Raw genomic sequence first — 23,751 nt, 5'->3', positions numbered from 1 at the left:
TTTTCTAGGAGCGGTCTAGGATATACCTACCTTTTGCCTATTCTACAACTGGATTAAGCTCTGGCGCCGTCATCTGGTTGGCGCTTGTGTAACGATCGCGCCCTTGTCGTTTCGCATCATATAATGCTCGATCGGCGAGGGCAACGAGTTCATCCGGTGATGTTTCCGCAGTGGGAATCACAGTTGCAATTCCCATGCTAACAGTCACGATCGCGCTCACATCAGATTGCTCGTGAGGGATTCCCAAATCTCGGATTGCCTCTCGGATCGACTCAGCAACCGCCATCGCGCCATCCGCATCCGTATTCGGTAGGATAGCAGCGAATTCTTCGCCCCCGTAACGTGCCAACAGATCCGATGAACGTTTAACCGCAAGTGCCGCCGATGAAGCCACTTTTACTAAACAAATATCCCCAGCTTGATGTCCGTAGCAATCGTTATATCGCTTGAAATAATCTACATCCAACATAATCAACGAAAGCTGTTGTTTCCCCTGCATCAGTCGGTGCCATTCCGACTCCAATCGCTCATCAAAACAGCGGCGGTTTGCTACTTGTGTTAACCCATCTGTCGTAGCAATTAATCTTTCTTGTTCCGCCCGGTGTCTGAGCATCTCCTCGGCCCGCTTGCGTTCTGTAATATCAGCAAAAGTCGTTACTACTGCATAGGGTTGAGACTGATTCATTTGGAATAGCGGTTGCGAATTAATCGAAATCCAAGTCAGCGTTTTATCCGATTTGTGAATGCCCATCACCACATTTGATACGGGTTTTCCCGTCCGTAGGGTAATCATTGCCGGATGCTGTTGGCAGGGGAAGGGAGAGCCATCTTCCTGAACGGTTCGCCAGTCTAAATCTATGGATGTACGCCCCATCATTTGTTCGGGGCTCAGTCCGAGAATCCTTCCGGCACTAGCATTACAGGTAGTAATTTGTCCGTCTGCTAGCTGAAGTACGACGCCTTCAGTCATGCTTGTAATCACAGAACGATACCGTTCCTCGCTTTCCTGTAATTGACTCAGGAGAATGTTTTTAGCATCAAACTCTGAAGCCAGATGCAGACTACCCGCCAAAAACCCCGCCATCAGTTGTAAGGTATGAATATCTGACTCTGTAAAGGCACAGGGTGTACCGGAAACAACTTTTAAGACGCCAACCCGATCGTCCTGATAGAACAAGGGAACAACCACCAGTGACCGGATACCAATGCGCTGACAGGCAGACTGATCCACCCGTCCATCGGTTTGTGAATCATCGCAAAGCATGATTTGGCCGGTGGCAATACATTTTCCCGATAAACTTGTCCCTACTTTGATCCGTAATCCAACATAGGCGCTGGCGATACCGCTGGCGGCCCGATACACCAACTCATCCCCTTCCAGCATTTCAATCACGGCCCCATCGGCACCGAGCGATTTTTGAGTTCGCTCGGTAATCACCGCCATGACTGCATCGAGATTGGGATTGCGGATGGCGATTTCCTGTTGGGTGGCAATCACCACAGCCAGACGCTGGAACTCTTGTTGTAATGCTGCTTCTGCTTGCTTGCGAGCGGTGATATCCTTCATAAAGCAGTGATGCCCGATCAATCGCTCCTGCGAGTCGTAGGCTGCCAACATCACCCATTGCTGGTAAAAAATCGAACCATCTTTCCTGATACCACGGCCCTCAACCTCCACTCGGCCCTCGGCTAGCATTTTTTGATAAGCCGCAATCATCCTGTCGCAGTCGTCGGGATGAACTGTTTTCTGCCAATTCATACCAACCATTTCTTCAGGTTGATAACCCACTATATTCCCGTAGGCTTGATTAACGCTGATATATCGTCCGAAAACATCCACCCGCGAGATGCCTTCGACGGCATTAGCAAGGGCTATACTCATTTCTCTGAGTTCTGTTTCCGCCTGGACACGATCCGTAATGTCTTGGGATGTACCAAACAACCGAATAACTTGTCCCTCTGCATTGAGTTGGACCTGTCCTCTGGCTTCGGTATGGCGGATAGAACCATTCGGGCGCACGATTCTGAGGCGCAATAGATAAGGCTCTCCGTGAGTGAGCGCTCGTTGAACTACCCGGTGTAGCTGTCTGGCACTTTCGGGATGGTAAAGCCGCAGGTTTTCTTCATAGGTAGGTTCGCCTAGGGCGCTGGATCGTCCCAAAATCTTGAAGAGTTCGGGAGACCAGGTAATTTTACCCGTAATCACGTCAAATTCCCAGCTACCGATGTGGGCAACCCGCTGGGCTTCTGACAACCGAGTTTCACTCTTTTGCAGGGCTGTTTCTGTCTGCTGGCGGTCGGTAATGTCTTTTTCGTTCACGAGCAACATCGGGTTGCCTGTTACCGGGTCGTTGGTACACCGCACGTCCATCCCATGCCAGCGAATTCCCGCCAGAGTCATCACTTGAGCCTCCGTGCTAAATACCTCACCGGACTTAAGAACTGCCATTGCTCGCTCTGCTACCTGAGAGTCAACAAAGCGACTCAAAAAAGCATTATCTGTCGCAGAGTGAGGTGGCTGCATATCCCCATAACAGCGCAAGGCCGCCGGGTTTTGCAGCAGCGGCACACCTTCGAGGGTGTAGAGCGAAACCATCAGCGTGGTGTGTCGGATTGCCTCGATCGATCGTAGGGTTTCCGGTTCGATTTGAGGAGCGGTTTCGACCTTACCCTCGACCAGGATTGCCAAACGCCCGCTATCAATCCTGATGCCAGAGCACCGACAGCCGACAGAAACAGGCTCACCGCCCGGATAAAACGTCCACTGCTCGGACAAGGTTTGGCCTTGCTCAAACTGCAGCAGATAGCTCTGCAAGCGAATTCGCGTACACTCTGACAACATATCGCTAAAGTTGTGGCTCGCGAGTTGCTGCCGCGTCGAAGCATTCCACAGGTACAAGGAGGCTTGGTTGGCCCAGCGGATTTGCCAATCCTCAATATCAAATATCCAGATCGGGTTTTGCAACAAGTCAAAGGCTTTGAGGTGGACAATATCGCCGCTGAGGGAACAGGCAAACTCGGGTTGTAGACAATTTTGATGATTGACTCTTGACGCGCTTTCTGTATTGGGATCAGTTTGATTCGGTTCTGTTTCCAGTTCCGGCGGTTGATTGAAAGGCGGCACCGGGTGGTGAGATTCCAGATGCCGCATCCTCAACCCGATCTGCGCTGCAACGTGTTGCATGATCTGAATATCCAGAGGTTCCCACTGACGCGGACTTCGGCATTGATGACCAATCAACAGTCCCCAAAGCTTCGGAGATTGCTGCTGTTTGCCATCTAGCAAGATTGGCACAACTAAATTTGCCTGAACCTGGATGCGATCGAACAATTCGACATCACAAGCTTGAAGATGACCGCTGTGAATATCAGAAATGCTGCTCGTTTGTCCCTGGCTGTAACGCTCTACCCAGGTAGCTTCAAAGCAAGGAGCGTAAATCTGTTTTCCTAGGATTTGTGGCCACTGGGCATCAACCGATTCAGCAAATACTACGCCCTCTCTATGCGGTAGGAAGCGATAAATAATCACGCGATCGGCTTGCAGCAGCACCCTGCTTTCTTCTACCGCACATTGCAAAATTGTCTCCAGCTCCCCTAACTCGTTGAGTTGAAGTGCAATTTCTGAAACTTTTTCTATGATTTTCTCTAACGAGCAAGAGAAAGTCTGTTTTGTAGACATCTCCATGTTCCTTTTTTTGTTAAGCAATTTTATACTATTCTAACCGGCGACAAATAAATATAAAATTTTGTTTTAACTCGTAGGAATCGCTGGCGGGGCTTAGGAAACAACCAATATTTATGTAGCTATCCAAACTTTTTGTGACTGCTACAATTGCTTTTTTTATGTCATTTAGCCAAGGGTTTATGTTGTTTGGTATCTATTTTGCTTCTTCTCAAGCGTTTTTTTGCTAATTATTATCGAAAATCTTTTGCACCAACTATAACAATCCTCGCATCATTTGTGTAATTATTGTCGGGGCAAAACCCACGCCCGGTTGCCCAGCTTTAGCCTGGGTAGGCAAAGAAAGGCACTACGCCTACATCGGGAGCATCTCAATGAAAGCAGCAAAGCTCGAAATTGGAATTAGGAGTCAGGAGTCAGGAGCCAGGAGAAAAGAGTCAGAAGGAAGAAGAAAGAAGTGTTTTTGCAAATATGAGATGCTCCCGCCTACATCTTTGTACGACTTCTGCAAGGATTGCTATATAACAAATTGTGATTAATTTAGCGAAGAAATAAGAAATTATCAAAAAATCAACCCTGGATAATTATTAAAACTTAATAATTCTTGGGGAGTTTAGTAAACTAGATAACAATAAATTTGCCCCGCTACCTGGTTTTTTTACCAAAATACTTCGTTGTATCCCTTGACAATAGTTAAAAAACCCGGTTTCTTTGATGTGTATTTTTGCGAAAGGGGGAGAAAATTTATTACTGGTAGTCCTGGAGGGATAAACCGGGTTTTTCAACCCCCTTATATCGTTTCAGGTTGCATCGTAATAATAAAATCGAGTTGACTGTTAACACTCAACCATTGAGTTTTTTCACCCCTCCTTCTACAGTCAACAGCCAGTCGATTTTAGATTTTAGATTTTAGATTTTAGATTTTAGAATTGACTCCACAGATGAATCTGGAAGCGGGAAATTAGGTGTAAAATATTGCGCTTGTCAACAGTCAACAGTCAACAGTCAACAGTCAACAGTCAACAGTCAACAGTCAACAGTCAACAGTCAACAGTCAACAATTTTCAATAAGCTTTTTATGCGCGGGTTCTCCTGTCCAACCCCTACTCCCCATAAGAAAATTTAATTTTTGTGGAACAGGCCGGATAGCCTGTTCATGACAGAAGTGCACTGGGCTTGACACTCCCCAGCCTGAAGGCATGGGGATTCTTAAGACCATAATTTAAGTCTTAAAGGCGCTGACAACTCGCCTCTACTGATTCCGCTTAGATCAAGTCCAAGCATCACCGCTACTTTTCTACCAATGTTGCCACAAGCATTGCAATCTGCATTAATTAGCCAGCCTTGCGCCGTTCGGTACAAACCACGTTTAATCCGCGTGCCAATTGGAAGCCACCCTTCGGGTTTTTCGCCGAAAGTAGGTAGCAAATCACGATCGACAAAAGAAGCTTTTGACGAATAAGATTCTTCCGTTTCAACGAACCTCAAGCCATACTGCTCACAGAGTTGAGCAATTCTATCTTTCAGTCTGCCCGTAGGGATTTGCACAAACTTTTGATTAGTTTTGCTTCCCATGTTGGCAGAATTTTTTTGTCCCTTATTCCAACCGAATACAACCGTTCCTATCCGATTTTTCAAGCAGTGCTTAATTACCTTCCTTGCTGCCTTGTTAACGGCGTCTCGCATCTGACGATTCCGTCTTTCGGTCAAGCTGGCAAGCCTTTTAGACCAATAGCCATTAACTTTTCCCTTCATGAGAAATGCAACTCGTCTGTTGTATCCCTGGTTAAGCGACTTTAAAAGCTTGCCATCGACGATAAAACTTGTACCGACATTGCTCACGCAAGTTAACCAGTTATCTACGCCGTGGTCGATCATTAAGCACTTAGCAGGGTCTATATCTGCCTGGACATTGGTCGTTGTGTAGACAAACTCTAGGTAGAAACAGCCGTTCCGGGGAAGTATGCGATATTCCCGAATCGCTTTGAAATCAAGATTAGAAGGCATCGGAAGGAAAAACGCATCTAGACCGAACCACGCTTTAACCTTGCTACCCAAAGGGAATCTCAACATTCCGTCGTTGAGTTTTACCGACCTACCTGTAAATGTCACAAGTGCCATTCCGCCTTGACGATATTTCGGTAGCTTCGGACGTTCCGTAATTACGCCATTTTTAAAAGCCTTTAGTAATCCCATAAATGACTTAAAAGACTCTGCTACGCCCGTCAGAATTTGTTGAGCAGTATCAGAGTAGAACGCTTGATAGTGTCGGTTTCGGTTTTCCGTCCCCAAAACTTTGTGCAACTGAGCACGGTTTGGGATTTTACCAGTTTTAAAGTATAGCTGGCGGGCATAGTAAGTCCCACAATTAGAAAGTTTTGCAGATTCAGAACACAGGTATTCAATAATAGCTTGAATATCTGAATCAACTCGAATTAAATTTTGTTGACAGCCCAACATGAGTCATCCTCTTTGTTGTCATATAATCATACAGCAAAAACTCGAAAAACTTCCTGAATAAACGTTTATTTTTTCGGATTCAGGAATCTGAATTTGCAATTATTGAAGAACATTGCAAAGCTGTAGCTAGAACTAAAACTGATGTACTTAGAGAGAATTAATCAGGAGCCTCAAGGTTAAGGGAAAGCCGTCCTAAAAGGACGGGGCTTCAGCCCTCCGCTACGCTCCACCCAATTTTTTGGTGAGTTCCAACCCTCAATAAGAGTTAAAAACCCGGTTGATGAGAGTAGAAGTGCGGGCAGGACTGATTATCAAGTTGAGATTTTGCCCGGAATAAGAAAAAAACACGGCAAAACCTGGTAGCAACCGGAGGTTGAACCCCGCATCGCCTTCCCAGGCTGTTGCTGGAATCAATACCGCACCTAGAAACCCTAGAGTTAATGATCGTAAACAGGATTGTCTTTAGGACTAATTAAATGCAGCAACTTTTGCTTGATCTGATCGTCGAATACTTCCCATTTCTGCCTTGCATAATCGCTGTTCTCATTGCCACCAGAAAGAAATCCCACCGGAATTTCAAAACCTCCTGCTTGACTTCTACCGCCGCCAAAAAAGCGTCCTTGAGCATCTTGACCGAAGGCTTCTTTAATGAATTCGTCCGGGTCGAGAGTAAGTTTATTAGTTCGCAGCGAGCCAATTACTACTTCAATTTCTTCGTCTTTGTCGTGAACAATTGCGTAAACAACTGCTGTGTGTACGTTCTCTTCTGTTACTAAAAAGTCCGCCGCTTGGGGAATAGAATCCCGATCGTCATAGCGGAGGTAGCCGATGCCGGCGATCGAAAAATTGTTCTGGACGGTGCGGTGTTTGAGCGATCGCTCGATCGCGTCCATCACCCACTTAGAACGAGACGACTGTAACACGGCATTCAGCAACTGCGGGTCGTAAAATCGGCTCAAATAAGCCGCAGCTAAAAAGTCTTCCTCCTGAGCTTGTCTGAGGGCGATCGTATCCGATCGCAAACCGTGCATCAAAGCTGTAGCGCACTTGATGTGCAGACTGACGCTGGCGTCGAGAGTTAACAGTCCAGCCTGTAAATACTCGGCAAAAATCGTGGCTGTAGCGCGGATTTGAGGGCGCAAATCGATAAATTCTGCGTTCATTTCCCCCTGCAAATTGTGATGATCGATGACGGCGGCGATCGGAACTCCAGCCGCTAAAATATACCCGGTTAAGTTACAAGTCGTCCCTTGGTTGTCAATGAAAGCGCAGCCCTGAAACACCGACAAATCCTTAGTTTTTAGTGTTTCCACCGTCCAGCGCTGCAACGGCAACCCTGTCAATTTAACTAAGGCAATATTTTCTTGGTGGCTGAGGGCGCCGGCGTAGATAATCTCGCATTGGATATCGTACTGTTCGGCGATTAATTTGTAAGTCCAAGCGCTTGAAAGTGCGTCGGGGTCTGGAAAATCTTGCAGCAAGATTAACTGGCGAGTGCCTTTGTGCCGATCGAACATTTGGCGCAATTGCTCGACTTTGCGATCGTGCAATTCCTCGCGGAGACGGCCGCGATTCTCTTCGGAAGCAACATCGGCTTTGCTGCGCCGTTTCCCAGGCGCACTCACTCCCGGTACAACCTCGCTGCTGGAATCAAACTCACCTTCGCGGTTGCCAGATGTTCCATCGGAATTGGTAAGGGCGTGGTCTTTCATCATTAAAAATTAACAATTTAACTATTCAGGATTGGCACGACATTGGCTCTTAAACCCGGTTTCTTTGTAGATGCCTCGTTATCAAAGCCAATACTTATTACGAGAAACCGGATTTAAGAGGGTAAATTCTCTTTAACTTTTTACCTCATGCACGGCGTGTGCGTTGCAACGAAGCAATCTCAGGACTCAGAACTTCCGCAAAAAACCCCCGCGCTTGCGCTGACAGGGGTTTTAAAGGCCTATTACATATTTTTGCCATTCTTTGTGCATACCGCTCTTAACGTGTTTAGTCACTTCAAAATAAAGACCGCTGTGAGGTTTCCGAGGCGGATAGCGCAGCGGCATTCCCGCTTCTTTTGGCGTGCGGCTGCCTTTATTGACATTGCAGCGCACGCAGGCGGTGACGAGGTTTTCCCAACTGTCCCCTCCTCCGCGCGATCGGGGAATTACATGATCGAGGGTTAAATCGTCCCCCGTATAACTACAGTATTGACAAGAGTGTGCGTCCCGGTGCAAGATGTTCCGGCGGGTTAGCGGAATATCCTTATAGGGAACTCGGACGTAATGCCTGAGTCGGATCACAGTTGGTAGCGGGAAGTTTGGCGCAATAAATTTCCCGTTGTGTTCTACCTGTTCTGCTTTTCCTTTCAGCAACAAAACTACCGCCCTTCGCCAATTGGTGATGTTAAGGGGTTCGTAGGAGGCGTTCAGCACCAGAACATTGCCCATTGTTGATTATTAAAGAGAATATTTTTACCGATGGTAACACAGGTTCCCATTTAGGTGGGACGGGATCGGGAAGAGCAAGGCGATCGCAAAAAACGGTGAAAAACCACTCCTTTACCCTATACCTTGGCGCCGGGGCCCCCTAGGGCTGCATCTATTTTCTGCCGTCGGTGTTTGTCAGCGAGCATTTTTCCCTGAGCTTTGGCTTAGATGAGGCCAGTGTGTGCGAAGGCAAAAATTTGCAGAATAAATTTTATTTTTTTCTCTAAATGCCTAATCTTCCCGGCAACAAACAGTTTAACTTTTTAGACTATTAATAACCTTAAATGAAAAAGCTTATTACTGCTCATGAAATTTCGGCTCTTAAAGTCAGCTTTTAGCGCGTCAATTATTGCCCTTGCTGCTCAGATTTTAGCAAACAGTCCAGCCTTTGCCCAAGCGCCTTCATTCTTCTGCGGCGCTGCTGGCGGCCGCCCAGCTACAATTGCTGTCCAACAAGGCAAAAATATTCCCGTTATTTTGTGGCTAGCTGATAACTATTTTAATGAATCAGGAGAAGATGCGATTACTCGGTGTACCAGAGTCTCAGGAATTCTCAACAACTCGCAACCCCAAGGAAGCTGGGAGAATGTTGTCACAGCAGGTGCATCTAGCAACGGTCAACTAATTATTTGTGCAGCTAATCCTCAAGACGGTTCCTGTAGATTATTATATCAAGTACCCAAAGGTCAAAATCCCGAACAAGCCCGACAAGAACTCTTAAAAAGAGTTACAAATCCTAATGTAAGTGTATCGCCTGTTAAAGTAAATTGATAATCATTAGTAGGGACATGGCATTGCCCATAGGTGTCAACTTAAGGTACAACCAATAGTCCGGCAGGGGTTGAAACCCCTGCCTCAAAGCTAAAGTCCTCTAAAAGAGGACTAATGAGTTGAGATTCTTCTCTTCAGTCCTCTTTGAGAGGACTTTCGCTATTAGACAGGGGTTTCAACCCCTGGCGGACTTGATGGATGACTAACGAACTTGGCGGGCTGGCAGCTTAAGTTGACACGCTTTGGGCACGGTGCGGTGTCCCTACTTGCAGATAGTTGAAACTCTTGTAAAATACTTCGGTTGAGTGGTGAAAAAATTGCAGCTTTGCTTCAGCAATTCTTCTAACCCTTCAACCTGCCTCAACCAGACAGTGCCGTTGCTTCCAGCTACAGCAATTTGCTTTCCCTCTCCACTCCAACTGACACTAACAACATTCTCCTCGAACTCAAATTGAGCAACCTGCCGCCCCGCTAAATTCCACAGCCGTACAGTCTTGTCAATTCCCACTGTAGCAAGCCGTTCTCCGTCGGGACTAAAACTAATTGATTTCGCATCAAAATGCAAGGTTTGAAATTCCTTAACTAATTCTTTTTCTGACAGATTCCACAGCCCCACTTTGCCATTCAATGTTACTGTAGCAAAGCGATACTGGTGTTCAGCCGGAGTGAAACTGAGCCCAATTGCCTGAACAGGCAGTGTTTTTTTCAGCTTGCCCGACAAATTCCAAAGTCGCACTGTAGATTTGCCATCTAAAGTCGTTATGAAATCGCCGTTTGGACTAAAATTTACGCTTCTCACTAAGCCGTTGTGACCTGGGAGTTTCAGGCTAGGCGATACTAATTGTGGCAGTTTAGAAAAATCCCAAATTGCAGCATAGCTGTCTATTCCTGCCGCCGCTAATAACTTTCCTTCAGGGCTAAAAGTGATGCTGGTAACAGAGCCTTTAATTCCTGTCAAAGTAGAAATATTTTTACCTGATAAATTCCATATTTTAACTGTGCTGTCCCTTCCGGCAGTGGCTAAAAATTTACCATTCGGGCTAAAGTTTACCATATTAACTGACTGCTGCAAAGCTTTCCATTCAGCAATTTTTTGCCCGGAAAAGTTCCAAATCCGAACTCGATCGTCTATTCCTGCGGTTGCTAAAATCTGCCTGTTTGGGCTAAAACTGACGCTGGTAACTGCACCTTTATGAGCTGGCCAATTTATCTTTGTTGGCGGAATTGATGAGGCTTTGGTCTCCTGTTTTTCGCTAATATTATCAAGGATTATTTGTAAAGCTAACAGCGGTCTCGTTGCCGGATATTGTTCTAGCTTATGTTGGTTTTTAACCAAGGTTTTTAATTTTTTGCCGGAGGCGATAGCCCTCAATAAAGCTTCTGATAAAGCTTCGCTATTTTCTGTCTTTTGAGATACGGCCAACAGTAAAGCATCGCTGCCATTTTGTTCGATTTCAATACTTGCTTGTGCCAGTTTAAACCGCTGGTAAGCGAGAGTTGAAAAGCCGATCGCCGCCAGTAACGATGCTGCCAGTACCGCAGAACCGATGCCGATCCACTGTTTGGCTTTTTGTTTGGCCGAGTCAGCTTCAATCAACGCTTTTTCGGCATCACATACAGCTTTTTTGGTTTCGAGTGTAGCTAAATGCAGCAGTTGATTTTGGTCGCTCAAAATAACTTTCTGGCTAGCCGTCAAAAACTGAAAATCTTCGTTTCTCAAACTTTTTCCGGCCGCCCAAACTAATGCTGACTGCAAATCATCCCCTCGCAACAGTTGGGAATCATCTTCACAGCTAGAATTTAGCCAGACTTTGATTGCTTCCGAGTAAGGCGAGAGTTTTTGTAATTTTTCTTCAATTAGTCCTTTGTTAAATACAGCTTGATAAATAGGATTAGAAATTGTTAGTTTTTCCCCGCGCTTAACGATTAATCCGCTTAATCGCAACTCCATTTGTTCGGCACTACCATCGGGCACAGTTTCAGTTTGTTCTAAAATTTGCTGATATAATCCTAGTCTCCTGACAATCCGCTGGTTTTCTTTGAAAAGCCGATCGCGAATTGTGGACAAATGTTCTGGGACATCCTGAGACTCCCAATTCCCCACTATTTTCAAGCGCACTACCTTCTCAACCCACTCTTTAGAAGTGTTAATTTTATCTTTTCCCCCCCGTTGGCAAGAGGTGGCTGCATCTTCCTCCCCCCGTTGGCAAGGGGTGGCTGCATCTTTCTCCCCCCCTTGGTAAGGGGGGGCTGGGGGGGGTAAATTCGGCATTAATTGTGGGTTTTCCAACAAGAGTTTGCACAGCTTCTGAGTCAGGAACGGCTGCCCCCCCGTCCAATACAAAACCTCTCTCAAAACTTGATTAGGGCTGTCTGTCAGCTCTGCCAACCCCGCTGCTAGCGGTTGAGCTTCTGTTTCGTCAAAACCAGTTAATTCGATCGCCTTGCCAATATTAAAAGGGGTATTGCTGGTGGCATTTTGCTCGCGGCACAAATCCGTCGGCGATGCTACACCTAAGAGGGCCCAAGTTAGGCGATCGAACTCTGAATTGTTGGCGCGCTTGTTGTAGCACGATCGAATTAAGGCTAAAAAATCGTCGGCGGGAAAATCTAGGGCGAGAATGCTGTCGATTTCGTCAATAAAAATGACAATATTGCTGGAAATGTTGGGTAATAGTACGGTTTCGATGAATTCGCTCAATCTTTGAACCGGGGTTAAAAAATTGCGATCGCGCCACCAAGTCCGCACGTTGACAATATCCGACAGGTTAAAGTTATTTTCCAGAATGCGTAGCAAACCAGCATACCACTGTTCGGGAGTGACGCCACGGTTGCCAATTTCCGAAATGTCGATCGCAGCACAAGCAATTCCTTCATTTCTCAGTCGCTGAATTGTCCGCACCTGCAAGCTAGATTTGCCCATTTGCCGGGAATTCAAAACATAGCAAAATTCTCCGGCTTTCAATCCGTTATAAAGGTCGTCGTCTGCTTGCCGCTTCACATAATTGGGAGCGTTATTGGTGAGACTGCCGCCGACTTGATAGTAACTGGGCTTTGTGGTAAAATTCATATAAGTTATTCGGCGGTTGAAACCGCTACTACACAAACAAAATCCGCCTTCGCGGACTGAAGAAGTGAGGCGGTATTAAAGCATAATTCTGTATGATAAATTGTAGCACAATACACTATGAAAACTGATTGGAGTGGATATCACCAAGACAAAGACTACTTAAGATCGGAAATTTGGTCTTTGCTGAAGCAGCAAGCCGCATCTATTGGCAATCCGTTCGGTCATATTCCCAACTTTGTCGGTGCTGATTTGGCTGCCGAAAGGTTGGCAACTTTACCAATTTGGCAACAAGCAAAAACGATTAAGTGCAATCCAGATTCGGCGCAAATTCCGGTGCGGATGCGAGCTTTGCAAGATGGAAAACGCCTGTATATGGCAGTACCGCGATTGACAGACGATCGCTGTTTTGTTGAGTTAACGGCTGAGGATTTGCAGAGGCAAAATATATCAATTGCCGAAAGTGCGATCGCCCGCAAAGCACTCGCTTGCGGAAAATTGGTAAGTTTTGCAGAAATGGAGCCGATTGATTTAGTAATAGTCGGCTGCGTAGCAGTAACCCGCAACGGTGGAAGAACCGGGAAAGGTGCAGGATTTGCGGATTTGGAATTGGCGATGCTGGAGGAATTTGGGTTAATAAAAACTGATACTCCGATTGTGACAACAGTGCATCCTTTGCAAATAGTCGAAGATTCGCGTTTACCAATGCAAGCTCACGATTGGGCACTGAATTGGATTGTTACTGCTGAGGAGGTAATTGAAACTAATACAATTTATCCGCGTCCGAAAGGGTTAAACTGGGATAATATACGGCCGGAACAGTTAGAGCAAATTCCGATTTTGCGAAAGTTGAGAGCAAGACTAGATAACGAGTTTCTGTGCTAAAGTTGTCTACAGTTGACTATTGTAGAATATGAAAGTTATTTTGGGCGACATCACAAAACTCGAAGTTGATGCGATCGTGAATGCTGCAAATAGCAGCTTACTTGGTGGTGGTGGAGTAGATGGAGCAATACACAGAGCAGCAGGATCGGAACTTTTTGAAGAATGCCGATTACTGGGAGGATGTAAGACTGGAGATGCTAAACTAACTAAGGGATATAAATTGCCTGCACGCTTCGTCATCCACACAGTAGGCCCAGTATGGCGGAAGGGTAATGATGGAGAACCGGAACTCTTAGCCGAGTGTTACCGTAAGTGTATGCAGATTGCCACAGAGCGAGAGTTTGAGAGTTTGGCATTTCCTTGCATTAGCACCGGCATTTACAGCTATCCTAAAGCTCTAGCAGGTGAGATTGCAGTGAAGGTATGCTGGGAATATATACAAAATAATGGTGGTTCTCCAAAAGTAATTTTTTGCTGTTTCGATCAAGAGAATTATGAAATCTATGAGAGGATTCTATCTAAATACAACCGTAAAAAATCTCTCTAAAACTTCATCTAACGCACCCGACAAGTTTAGAATTTACTCATTTTATCTTAAGGCAAAAGAGAATTTACAGCGATCGCCCCAATTTCTATCCCTTCAATAATAATCGGTATAACAGCCGATCGCCCGAAATCCAACCTTTGACTATAATCTGGCTGCTCAACTTCAACAAGAGGTTGAGAGTACACCTCAACCAGTCCTTCAACAAGATTCACAATCCAATAAATCGCAATTCCAGCGCGGGCATAAATCTGTTTTTTTACAGTGCGATCGCGCTGAAGCGTCGTATCTGATACTTCAATAATCAGGGCAATATCTTCCGCACCCGGATGGCGATCGAGATATTGTCGCGTATCCCCTCGGACAACCACTATATCAGGTTCGGGTTCGCTGTTAGATAGCGTTATCGGTTCTTGGGAATCAACATACCACCCCGCAGGTAAAATGTTCTCTAAAGCTGTTCTGACAAGACGAGTTGTTGCTCGATGCGGTGGATTTTTGGGCATTTTGAAAACCAGCCAACCTTCCAGCAATTCTACAGAGTCATCATCGGTGAGAATGCCAGCTTGAATTATCGCATGATACTGCTCGATGCTCAAGCGCCAAATCAGATCGTTCGGAATTGCTGCTACATTTTCGACGGGCGGCATAACTGTCTGGGCTAGTTGATTATTGTCTTATTTTACTGTTTATTTAACGAACCGCGAAGGCGCGAAGCAAGACAGAAGAAGACTGTAAGTTGATGATATATCTACTTTGTGGTGAACACGCGCCATGCAATGAAAGCAGTAAAGGCTAGATAACCAAATACGGCTATCCAATCTAGCCAATTATCGGATGTTATCAAAAAAATATCGTTCATGGGTATCATTCACCGGATTATTAGTTACAGAAATTATACCAAATCCTCGTTAGTTATCCCCATCTCTCTCTTCTGGATACTCTGCGTACTCTGCGTCCTCTGCGGTTAAATCATTCCGATGGAACCGGAATTGAGAAGACTGGCTTTTTAGGAAAATTATATTAAGTCTTTTTAAGAGGTTGTTGTATGCTTCGTCAAGAAATTTAACAGTGCTTCTACCTGTGGGGATGGCTGTAAACTGGCGTAAGAATAGCGATACAAACCTCTGCAAATCAGAGATAACCGCGTTGGGAAATCAAGCACTGATGGGATATCGACAATCACATCATCAACTGGTGGAATATCCCCTCGCTGACAATATACGGCATAGCTAATTCGAGGCGATTTAGCCCGACTGCTGCTGCGGCTTCCCCAGTGAAAAACGTATTGATCCCAGCACGATAAAGTACCAGCTTGTGTCGGTAAAGCCCGGATATCTTCCAAGGCAAATTTAGTAGCTTTTGTCTTGAGATTTTTGATAGCTTCAGCATACTCTGGATCGCGGTTTGCCGGAATCATGTACATACATGAATTGAGGGGATTTGCCTCAGTAATTGTCACCCAGAGAGTAAGCACTGTCGGCATACCGTTGGAGTCTATAGTATTTTCGTACTCGGCGTCGCGGTGAGGCTCAAATCCTTTGCCGCTGTCAGAAGTTTCTATGTAATAAACCCAAAAATTTGGAACTAGCTTGTAGCCGTTTCCCAGAATTCCTGTCAAGGTTGAGTTAAAGTAACCAAATGCTTCATAGAAGACATCGTAGACGAGGGCAAACATTGTCGGAAACCCTGCTTTTCGGACATTTTCTATACAGTCGCGCATCTCCTGAATAGTAGCAGCAGGTATGACGCTAGGTGTTTGGAAATAGCCTTCTTCTCGCAGTTGCAGCCTGTACTCGTGAATTTCTGCTTTTTGGATTCCCGACACTTCTGAAAAGCCTTCAAATGGTCGAGCGGAAATAGTTGAATTGGGGTTGAGTTCGCGCCAGTAGTTAATATCTTCTGCTTGTGGCAGAAGTGAAATTAATTTATCTAAGTCAAGAGACTTTCTCAGAGTCAGGGTTTCTTCAGTCATGGCCCCTATTTTACCTTGATACTGCACAGGGGAAAGCCGGAGCGATCGATCTTTTGCGATATTTGTGCTGCTCTTTCCCCCTACTGCTGATTCTACGTCATTAACGAGCTAAAATCTACAATTAATTAACTCCCCAATTAGTTTTAAAATATTGTCGATACAGTTCGCACCTCGGCACGCACTCGTTCCCCTGCAACTTCACCAACCCCAAACTGTCTAATTTAAACGCCTGCATCGCCTTTAATTGCACCGAAGAATCCGCCGCCACAATCTCTCTCATCCCCTGTGCCAACTCTGGATATTCTTCTAAATTCCACAACTGCCGGCGCAAATGGTCGCTGTAAATTCCCCCATCTGCGATCGCAGTTTCTTTTAATTCATCGAGTGTCAAATCCGATCGCGAAATGTGATATAATGCAACTCGCACTAAATACGGATGTCCGCCGACAATTGCCATCAATTTTTCAACTTCTGCCTCCGACCAATTCAAATTATGGCGCGCTGCTAAATCTTGTATTTGCTGAGAGTTGAATTCGGGCAAATCTACGGGAAGTCCGACGTTAAAAGGCGATTGATTGATGTTCATCGGGATGTAAACTTCGGTGGAGTGAACTACAATTAATCGCAGTTTTTTCCAGATGTCGCGTCGCTTCGATTCTTCGTGCCACGCCCGCAGCAGTCCTAAAAAGTCTTCGGCAATGTCGGGATATTGGAAAACGCGATCGATCTCGTCTAATCCTAAAATTAAAGGACTGTCGATTTGCGGTAAAATGTATTTTTCAAAGTAATCTTTGCAGTTGACCTTGCTGCCAAAAATCTCGTCCCAATAATCGTCTAATTGATTTGGTAAGTGCAACTCGCGGCCGACGTAAGCGCAAAACCACTTTAAGAATTTATCTAAGTTGGCAAATACGGCTTTATCTACTAACTGAAAAGTTAGCGGCACGGTGCAATAGCCTTGACGGGCTCCGTGATGCAAAATTCTTGCCATCAAGGAAGTTTTACCCATTTGTCTCGGTGCTTTAATTCTAATTAAGGCACTGGGCTGCACAATAGTTTGATAGCAGCGTTCTTCGATGGGCGGGCGTTCTACATAAAATTGAGAAGCGACATCGACTTGTCCTCCCGGTAATTCAGGTTCGGCGGCGGGTAGAGGTATTTCGTCGCTGCTAATTTCTAATAGCTGTTTTTGTGTTAAATCTTCCGTTTGTTCTGTGACGGGTGCGGGTTTTTCTGCTAGCAAATTCAGAACTTCTTCGATAATAATTGGAGTGTCGGCGGTGGTTTTCCATTCCCTCTGTTTGATGCGGTACAGATAGCCCCGCAAGTCGTGATTTAGAGGCGCGTTCAGGGGAAAGCCGACGCGGATGGGGAGAATTATGGGTTTTCTGTCAGGGCGGGAGTCTTGTAGTTCTTTTGCTTGCTGAACTTGATATGTTAGCAGTTCGCTTGGGTTTCCGGTTGGCGGCAACAGTAGCAGCAAATAATCGCATTCTTGGAGGAAGAAATTAATGCGATCGAACCAATTATCTCCTAATCTAATGTTATTTTCTGCTGTGAAAACTGTATGACCGATCGCGCTTAAGGCCGTTTCTAACTGTTTTCCCAACTCGCGATCGGGTTCGGCGCTGCGATAACTCACAAATACTTTAACAATTCTGCTGCTGGTGGCTGTTTCCCCCGCTGGTGGCAAATTGTCCAGCTCGTCTAAATTTTCCGATTCCTCCAGTTTAGCCGATCGATGATCGCTAGCAGCCAGAGTCATTTCAAAAGCCGCGAACAACTGTCGAATTTTACTCAAATCCGCACCTTCTCTACCCTGCTTAATTTTGCTGACAGTATCGGCACCGACGCCAGACTCAGCCTCGATTTCAGTCAGAGTACCTCTAATGTTATGTCGGTCAGACCATTCTTGGAGCGCCTCGTTAAGTTTCTTTAAGCCAGAGGCAGTGAGAATGCGACCACGATCGCGTTTTGACTTGAGCACTTCGCTTGCACTGAAAGGGGAACGAATCTAGAAATTTTAACGCCTTAAGTCCCTATTTTAGGCGATTTTAAGGAAGATAGTCAGCTAGCCGGAATTTAAGGGATTTTACTTGAAGAGGTTTTTGAGGCGATCGACTCCTCAAACTCTGTCCTGATAACGGCTTCAACAGTTGAATATATTTGAGGAGAAAAAGTTTTTCTTAACTCCCCAATCTCCGCCGCTAATGACGATTTAACTTTTTAGAGTAGATACACCAAGCAAAAAAGGAGAACCCAAATGAACAAAATTTTACACAGACTGGCAATGGCCGCTTTGGGAACTGCCGCCATTTTCACAATTAATACACTTAATAATTTAACAGAAGCATCAGCCGCTGGTAAATTTGACGAACCAGAAATTTATCAAAACACAGTTTTTCCACTTGGCGTACCGGGTCAGTTCCATAAATAGGCAAATTCATTGATTGATTTAATTTAATTAAGGAGAAATTATGAAGTCTACACTCTGTTCGCCGCAACCTATAGCTACAAAATCTGACTCGGTTGATACTGAGGCGATCGATGCCTGCACTGCACTTGCGTGGGTGGAATTGGTAGCATTAGATGCCAGCGATCTCACCGGGGATGATTGGCTGGCTTTGTGCGATGATATAGATAGCGGGGAAATCTACCGCTGCTGGTTTTTGTGGCGCGATCGCGAAGTTAGCGGTAATTGGGAAGCTTACGATCCTTTGAGCGATCGCCGATTTGTTGCTAAAGGAAAAGTTTTTCTCAAAGCCGCGATCGACTCTCTTGAAGATGCTAGAAATCGGGAAGTCGCCTAACTTAAATTCATCTCAGGTGCATAAAATTTGTGCATACAAAACAAGAATTCTGCCAAGAGAATTCGCCACTGTACAAACTTTCGTGCGCCGGCGCGAGACAGGAAGAAAAAGGGGTAAAAGAACCGGATTTGATAGGAGTCCCGGCAACGGAATACTCTCAAAGCAAATAAAAACAATACGGCTGCGGGCAAGAGTTGACTGTATGATGCTAGGTGCTTCGTCTCGAAAGCGGTTGATAACGTTTTTCCAGCCGCTTTCTCGCTGCCGCCGTTCAACTCTTTCTCTTTAAACATGACTCTAAAACTGCACAGCCACCAACATGATTATTGAACGTTTGGGGGGGAATTGCTAAACTCAACGAGCGTTTTCGCAGTTGGGGATTAACTGACACCAGAATTCGCAATTGGCTCGGCGATTTTCAAGGAACCAATACCACAAGTTCTATGGATATGGTAAAGTTGCTGGCGATGCTGTCTCGCGATAAATTAGTTTCAGAATCGAGCCGGGAACAAGCTTTAGAATTATTGCGGAATACTACAACTAGAACGCTGTTGCCCTCCGGTTTGGGTCCCGGTGCAGTTATTGCGGACAAAACCGGAGATATCGGCTTTGTGGTTGGCGATGCGGGAATTATTGATATGCCCAACGGTAAGCGTTATTTAGCGGCAATCTTTGTCAAACGTCCTTACAATGACCCGATTGTGAGAGATTTTGTCCGTCGGATTTCGCGGATTGTTTACAATTATTTAGACCAACCTGCGGCGAGAGTACCGGATAATTTGCGTTGATCTGAGATGTTGCACCATTGTCAATCAGCCTTTTGAACGGGCTCTGGGCCCGTTCCACAAGAAAATCTACTCTTTGTGGAACAGGCATCTTGCCTATTCTTGAGAATAATGCAATATCTCAGGTTGATCAGACAATTCGGCGATTGAAATCGCTACTAAACAAACAAAGTCCGCCTTCGCGGACTTGAAGAGAAGATTTTTAATTACTAATGACTATTCTTTGCGCTCGATGGCTACAGTCAAATGAGCCACAACTGCTCCCACTGTAGCAAGTACAGCAGCAATTGGAAAGACTACTGAGCCTGCAACGCCGCCCACCAATCCAGCCATCAGCGGAATGTCTGCCAAAGTCCGCCCTTGCGAGTTTTTGATGACAAGGCGGCGGAGTTTTCCTTGCTGAATTAGTTCTTTGACTTTACCAATTAAACTATCGCCGCTAATCTTAAATTCTTCCACTCTGACTTTTTCCTCTGTTCCAAATTCTGAGGCGAATACATGAGTTTCAACTGTTGGGTTGGCTGAATTTCCAGTCGCTGCTGTTTCGTCTTGTAGAATTGTTACTTGTTGTTCTTTTTGTAAGTTCATTTTGTGTAGGGGCGGGTGAAAACCAGCCGTTTAATTTCTATACTCTTATCTTCGGCGATCGCACTTGGGAATGACAGGCAAGGAAACCCTACAATCTGCATTCGTACTTTCCACCCCCGCCTTTTTACTCAAAACATTATTTTTGTGAGGTTATATCATGGCGCGTTTATCTCTTCCGAAAGGTAGAGAAGATATTGTTGAAACTGCCCGTCTCTAGATACAAGTAAGGTGCGTACTGCCAGCCATGTCAAGGTGGCTGCTGTCTGTTGAATCTTTAAGTTGGACACCAAGGGAAGTAAAGTCAGGGAAAATTATTAAAATTAAAACTTTATATTTTTACAATGACTTCAAAAGTGATTGCTATCTAGGCACAATCAAGCTATGGCCTGCAATGCCAGTTCTCAAAAGCACCCCAGAGATAGCGATCGCACTGGCGAAGCACAATAAAATCAGATCGTGATCAAGCGGGTTTTTAGACAGCCGAAAACTAAACATAGGTTGCTAAAGTTCTGACGTGAGCAGTAGCGGCTGCAACTGTAACTGGTAATCTGTAGCCACCTCCGTGAGTAGAGAGAACTTGACATCCACATCTCTTAGCAAAATCTAATACTATTTCCGTGAGTTTACAGAAATCAGCATTTGTCCAATCAGTGATTCCCTTTCCACAATCATCTCTGTGTGAATCGTAACCCGAAAAAATAGCAACTAAGTCAGGTTGCCAGGGAAGGTTTTCTAGAGCTTCCTCAAAAGTGCTAATACTCTGATGCCCGCAGTAGAATCTGCCAGTTATACCCTCTGACTCCAAAACTTTAACAGGAAAAGATTCACTAACGATCGGAATGTTACAGTGTCCCACAGCTTCGGCAACAGTTGTTGTTCCAACCTTCAAGTCTGATGCTTTAGCCATGTAGAGATCGACGCCACTATGAATGCTAATACAATAGATGCTGCGATCGTTGATAAAGATTGACTGAGTTCCATCGCCATGATGAATATCCCAGTCAACAATCAATACTTTTTCAAATCCTTGGGCTTGAGCATATCGAGCAGCAGCGGCAAGAGGATTTAAGAGACAGTAACCGTGTCCCCAATTAATATGAGCGTGATGCCCAACCATACTGAAGCAGTAAGCGCGTTCTAGGTTTCCCTGTTTCATTTGGTTGATCGCTTCCATCATTCCTCCCAAACCGTAGAGATAACCGGGCAAACAATACTCCAAGCCTTGACATTCCATACTCAATTGTGGTAATGATAGGCTGATTTCATCCAGAGGTCGATGGAGGGCTTGCAATATAATCTTTTGAAGATATTCGCGACTGTGAACCCTAAGATAATCACTTATCCTAGCCTTTCTTAAGGGTAATGCAGGATAGTCTTTCAGAGATTTTTTAAGAGTCTGTCTAACTTGGTTGTAGTAAGTAAAAGAATAGCCCGTAAAAGAAATTTCTTGAATGAGTTTGGAAGTACAAAATGTTTGTGGGTGCAGATAGGTGGCAAATCGCATGGCTTTATTTCATCCGTAACGAGCAAATACACTACTTCCAAGGAATTCAAGCATCATATCAAATTGGGGTTAGCTACCCCCTTGCTCGTGGGGAGAACAAAACTCACTTCTTGCGATCGCCAGAGAATCTACCAGATTGCTATTTTTCCCTCAGCAGGATTGTCATATTCCAGCAGATGGGTAGCAAGCCAAGACTTCCGGGTCATAAAATATGGAAAAAAATCATAATTTCAGTTAATTAGTGAAAACCTTGACGCAGATTCAAGCAGCACAAGGCCTGGAAATCGATCGCTCTAAAATCACTGATTTGCTGCGTGGCAAACTATCTGAGTTTTCAATCGATCGCTTGTTCCGGTTCTTAAACGCGCTGGGTAGTGATGTGGAGATTCGGGTGATTTCCAAACCTGAATCTGATGCTCAGGCTAAAACAAGAGTGATTGCTATCTAGGCGTAATCCAGCTAGGGCTTGCGATTTGTTAGCCTAATCGCTACCGACGGCTAGATTCTGTATTTGTTATTTTCAATGTAATCATCAATATTATTCAGCAGATGAGTCAGATATTTAACCAATTTATCTTTGTCATAAACTAACTTGCTCCAAAGTATTTGACTCGAAGCATCAGAAAACGAAACATTTCCATGTGCCAAATCGCATCGGATCTTAACGACAAAATTCAGAATGTCATCTATTTCTCTACTCGCAACTCCTAAATTTCCAAAGAAGCCATACATATCTATGAGTTCTTTGATAGTTTTAGCATCCAAATTTCCCGATATGGGAATATTAGATGGATCTAACGAAACTATCTCATCATCTAAAACCGATTTAATTAATTCCTGAAGATTGTCAGCTACACTATCCTTTTTGACATATGAGTCTCTGAAACTTTTACTTTTATCGTTCAGCAACCACAATCTCTTGATTTTCGGACTTAAATCTTTATAAGTTAATTGCTCGACTAAAATAACATCATGAATGGCAGTTATACCATTTCTAATAGAAGATTCGACGAGATTGTATAATAGCAGATAACAATGAGACTGCAAGATTTTTTGAATCTCGCTATCAACAATATATTCACCTGATGGGAAGATGATTGATTTAGCAGACAATGCACCAAGTTGTTCAATTTTATCTACTAATTCAAAATATTTCTGAATTTCTGCCACTCGCCTGTTAAAGTCTCTGATAAACTCTTTCATAGGCGGCAACTTAAAAGTGGGTTTTCAACATCATATGTCTTCAGTTTAATTCAAAAATCTGTGGGTACGCAATTCAATATCTTCTCAAGAGTTGATACGATAAAACACTTCATTTATTACTCTCTCATCAGCTTTGTCTGAGAGAACGATCGTTCGGAGTGAAGTATTTTTAAACTTTCTTTGGCGTGAGGGTGCGAGATCCTTAAAATAGGAACCATTTAGAGAATCTAATGTTTTGAGGTTGCTCAGTTGCAACTTATTTGTCAGGAAAGCTGCCAGAGTCATCACCCTTTGAGCTCCATCAACAATAGCTATTTTTCCAGTTTCTTCGATTTCTGCGACAATCATGGCAGCAATAGGGACACCAAGAATAATGGATTCAATGAATAAAGATTGATGATTAATATCCCATCTCAATTTTTTTTGAAATTCAGGGATATAAATTTCACCGAGCCCGGCATCATCTTGTTCTAGGTATTTATCGACTATGAATTCGATGGTGTATTCTGTGGTATGATAGTCAATCTTTTGCTTTATTTCGTCAATTTGCTCTTCGGCGATATTGATGATGTCTTGTCTAATTGCTTGAGACATAAGCACCTGCATCTATATAACGAGGACGTACAAAAATAGTCCAACTTTTGTTGGTATCTATATTATAGTACATTGCGAATAGTTCTCCAGTTTGTATAATCAGTTTTAGGAGTGGCTTGATTGTGCTTAACTCGCTCGATCAATCCAGAAGTTGCCAAAAGTTCTTGAGTTGCAGCTTCGCTTTCAGCATTTGCTAAGTAAGCCGCAAAATCAGCAAGCACTTGTAATCGTTCTGGTGATAGTTGCTTGAGTAAGTCATTAAGCTGGCGGTGTAACTCTGCGGGTGATATCAAATCTGCTGAGGATCGATCGTTCATTTGGGAATTATCCGTATTTTATTCCTTATTTTACCGCATAGTTTTTTTTGTTTGTCAATCTCCTGTTGCGATCGCGATTTACCCAA

21 protein-coding genes are annotated in these 23,751 nt (G+C 44.5%); 8 read left to right on the top strand and 13 right to left on the bottom strand.

Annotation, left to right across the window (positions count from 1 at the left end; all coding sequences use genetic code 11):
• Nucleotides 1-37: 37 nt before the first annotated feature.
• Nucleotides 38-3,679 carry a diguanylate cyclase domain-containing protein gene (locus QUB04_RS24315; protein WP_333288308.1) on the bottom strand — a complete coding sequence of 1,214 codons (3,642 nt, stop codon included), beginning with the start codon at nt 3,677-3,679 and terminating at the stop codon, nt 38-40.
• A gap of 377 nt (nt 3,680-4,056) precedes the next feature.
• On the opposite strand from QUB04_RS24315, the gene QUB04_RS24310 reads away from it, so the two are divergent.
• Nucleotides 4,057-4,221, top strand: a complete 165-nt coding sequence (locus QUB04_RS24310; RefSeq protein WP_333288306.1) for a hypothetical protein — start codon at nt 4,057-4,059, stop codon at nt 4,219-4,221.
• A gap of 670 nt (nt 4,222-4,891) precedes the next feature.
• Here QUB04_RS24310 and QUB04_RS24305 read toward each other — a convergent pair.
• From QUB04_RS24305 to QUB04_RS24295, 3 genes are all read right to left on the bottom strand, one after another.
• A complete protein-coding gene (locus QUB04_RS24305) occupies nt 4,892-6,142 on the bottom strand; it encodes a transposase (RefSeq protein WP_333144932.1) in 1,251 nt (416 codons plus the stop codon).
• Nucleotides 6,143-6,579: 437 nt separating this feature from the next.
• A complete protein-coding gene (locus tag QUB04_RS24300; RefSeq protein ID WP_333288304.1) occupies nt 6,580-7,857 on the bottom strand; it encodes a bifunctional oligoribonuclease/PAP phosphatase NrnA in 1,278 nt (425 codons plus the stop codon).
• A gap of 228 nt (nt 7,858-8,085) precedes the next feature.
• A complete protein-coding gene (locus QUB04_RS24295) occupies nt 8,086-8,583 on the bottom strand; it encodes an HNH endonuclease (protein ID WP_190659271.1) in 498 nt (165 codons plus the stop codon).
• A gap of 345 nt (nt 8,584-8,928) precedes the next feature.
• Here QUB04_RS24295 and QUB04_RS24290 point away from each other — a divergent pair, with 345 nt between their 5' ends.
• Nucleotides 8,929-9,393 carry a COP23 domain-containing protein gene (locus tag QUB04_RS24290; protein WP_333141933.1) on the top strand — a complete coding sequence of 155 codons (465 nt, stop codon included), beginning with the start codon at nt 8,929-8,931 and terminating at the stop codon, nt 9,391-9,393.
• A 262-nt stretch (nt 9,394-9,655) separates the two neighbouring features.
• On the opposite strand, the gene QUB04_RS24285 is transcribed toward QUB04_RS24290, so the two are convergent.
• Nucleotides 9,656-12,463: an AAA-like domain-containing protein gene (locus QUB04_RS24285; RefSeq protein WP_333288302.1), complete on the bottom strand. Its 2,808-nt coding sequence runs from the start codon at nt 12,461-12,463 to the stop codon at nt 9,656-9,658.
• A 117-nt stretch (nt 12,464-12,580) separates the two neighbouring features.
• Between QUB04_RS24285 and QUB04_RS24280 the strand changes: the two genes are divergently transcribed.
• Both QUB04_RS24280 and QUB04_RS24275 read left to right on the top strand, forming a co-directional pair.
• On the top strand, nt 12,581-13,345 hold the full coding sequence (locus QUB04_RS24280; RefSeq protein WP_333288300.1) for a 5-formyltetrahydrofolate cyclo-ligase: 765 nt from the start codon (nt 12,581-12,583) through the stop codon (nt 13,343-13,345).
• Between the two features lie 28 nt (nt 13,346-13,373).
• Entirely contained in the window at nt 13,374-13,892 is a 519-nt protein-coding gene (locus QUB04_RS24275) for an O-acetyl-ADP-ribose deacetylase (protein ID WP_333141936.1), read from the top strand.
• Between the two features lie 47 nt (nt 13,893-13,939).
• Here the strand turns inward: QUB04_RS24275 and QUB04_RS24270 are convergent, their stop codons facing one another.
• The 3 genes from QUB04_RS24270 to QUB04_RS24260 all read right to left on the bottom strand — a co-directional run bounded on the left by QUB04_RS24270 (nt 13,940) and on the right by QUB04_RS24260 (nt 17,851).
• Nucleotides 13,940-14,539 carry a Uma2 family endonuclease gene (locus QUB04_RS24270; RefSeq protein WP_333288298.1) on the bottom strand — a complete coding sequence of 200 codons (600 nt, stop codon included), beginning with the start codon at nt 14,537-14,539 and terminating at the stop codon, nt 13,940-13,942.
• 383 nt (nt 14,540-14,922) lie between these two features.
• Nucleotides 14,923-15,864: a phytanoyl-CoA dioxygenase family protein gene (locus QUB04_RS24265; protein ID WP_333288295.1), complete on the bottom strand. Its 942-nt coding sequence runs from the start codon at nt 15,862-15,864 to the stop codon at nt 14,923-14,925.
• A gap of 121 nt (nt 15,865-15,985) precedes the next feature.
• Nucleotides 15,986-17,851: an AAA-like domain-containing protein gene (locus QUB04_RS24260; protein ID WP_333288293.1), complete on the bottom strand. Its 1,866-nt coding sequence runs from the start codon at nt 17,849-17,851 to the stop codon at nt 15,986-15,988.
• A 276-nt stretch (nt 17,852-18,127) separates the two neighbouring features.
• Between QUB04_RS24260 and QUB04_RS24255 the strand changes: the two genes are divergently transcribed.
• The 3 genes from QUB04_RS24255 to QUB04_RS24245 all read left to right on the top strand — a co-directional run bounded on the left by QUB04_RS24255 (nt 18,128) and on the right by QUB04_RS24245 (nt 19,462).
• Nucleotides 18,128-18,301 (top strand): hypothetical protein, encoded by a 174-nt coding sequence (locus QUB04_RS24255; RefSeq protein ID WP_333141939.1) that lies wholly within the window; start codon nt 18,128-18,130, stop codon nt 18,299-18,301.
• Nucleotides 18,302-18,341: 40 nt separating this feature from the next.
• Nucleotides 18,342-18,674, top strand: coding sequence for a hypothetical protein (locus QUB04_RS24250; RefSeq protein ID WP_333141940.1), 333 nt, complete (start codon nt 18,342-18,344; stop codon nt 18,672-18,674).
• A gap of 326 nt (nt 18,675-19,000) precedes the next feature.
• A complete protein-coding gene (locus QUB04_RS24245) occupies nt 19,001-19,462 on the top strand; it encodes a serine hydrolase (RefSeq protein ID WP_333288291.1) in 462 nt (153 codons plus the stop codon).
• A gap of 213 nt (nt 19,463-19,675) precedes the next feature.
• Here QUB04_RS24245 and QUB04_RS24240 read toward each other — a convergent pair whose 3' ends face one another.
• Nucleotides 19,676-20,047, bottom strand: a complete 372-nt coding sequence (locus tag QUB04_RS24240; RefSeq protein ID WP_333288289.1) for a DUF4342 domain-containing protein — start codon at nt 20,045-20,047, stop codon at nt 19,676-19,678.
• 487 nt (nt 20,048-20,534) lie between these two features.
• Nucleotides 20,535-21,551 (bottom strand): histone deacetylase, encoded by a 1,017-nt coding sequence (locus tag QUB04_RS24235; RefSeq protein ID WP_333288287.1) that lies wholly within the window; start codon nt 21,549-21,551, stop codon nt 20,535-20,537.
• Nucleotides 21,552-21,792: 241 nt separating this feature from the next.
• Between QUB04_RS24235 and QUB04_RS24230 the strand changes: the two genes are divergently transcribed.
• Nucleotides 21,793-21,999 (top strand): XRE family transcriptional regulator, encoded by a 207-nt coding sequence (locus QUB04_RS24230; protein ID WP_333288285.1) that lies wholly within the window; start codon nt 21,793-21,795, stop codon nt 21,997-21,999.
• A 50-nt stretch (nt 22,000-22,049) separates the two neighbouring features.
• On the opposite strand, the gene QUB04_RS24225 is transcribed toward QUB04_RS24230, so the two are convergent.
• The 3 genes from QUB04_RS24225 to QUB04_RS24215 form a co-directional block, all read right to left on the bottom strand.
• Nucleotides 22,050-22,754: an MAE_28990/MAE_18760 family HEPN-like nuclease gene (locus QUB04_RS24225; RefSeq protein ID WP_333288283.1), complete on the bottom strand. Its 705-nt coding sequence runs from the start codon at nt 22,752-22,754 to the stop codon at nt 22,050-22,052.
• 84 nt (nt 22,755-22,838) lie between these two features.
• Complete coding sequence (locus QUB04_RS24220; RefSeq protein WP_333288280.1) at nt 22,839-23,348, bottom strand: DUF262 domain-containing protein; 510 nt, start codon at nt 23,346-23,348, stop codon at nt 22,839-22,841.
• Nucleotides 23,349-23,410: 62 nt separating this feature from the next.
• Nucleotides 23,411-23,665 carry a hypothetical protein gene (locus tag QUB04_RS24215; RefSeq protein ID WP_333288278.1) on the bottom strand — a complete coding sequence of 85 codons (255 nt, stop codon included), beginning with the start codon at nt 23,663-23,665 and terminating at the stop codon, nt 23,411-23,413.
• Between the last annotated feature and the right edge of the window lie 86 nt (nt 23,666-23,751).

It is taken from the genome of Microcoleus sp. D2_18a_B4, from assembly GCF_036702475.1.
Taxonomy (GTDB): domain Bacteria; phylum Cyanobacteriota; class Cyanobacteriia; order Cyanobacteriales; family Microcoleaceae; genus Microcoleus.
The sequence above is the reverse complement of the archived record's forward strand: the minus strand, read 5'-3'. Positions and strand labels throughout refer to the sequence as shown.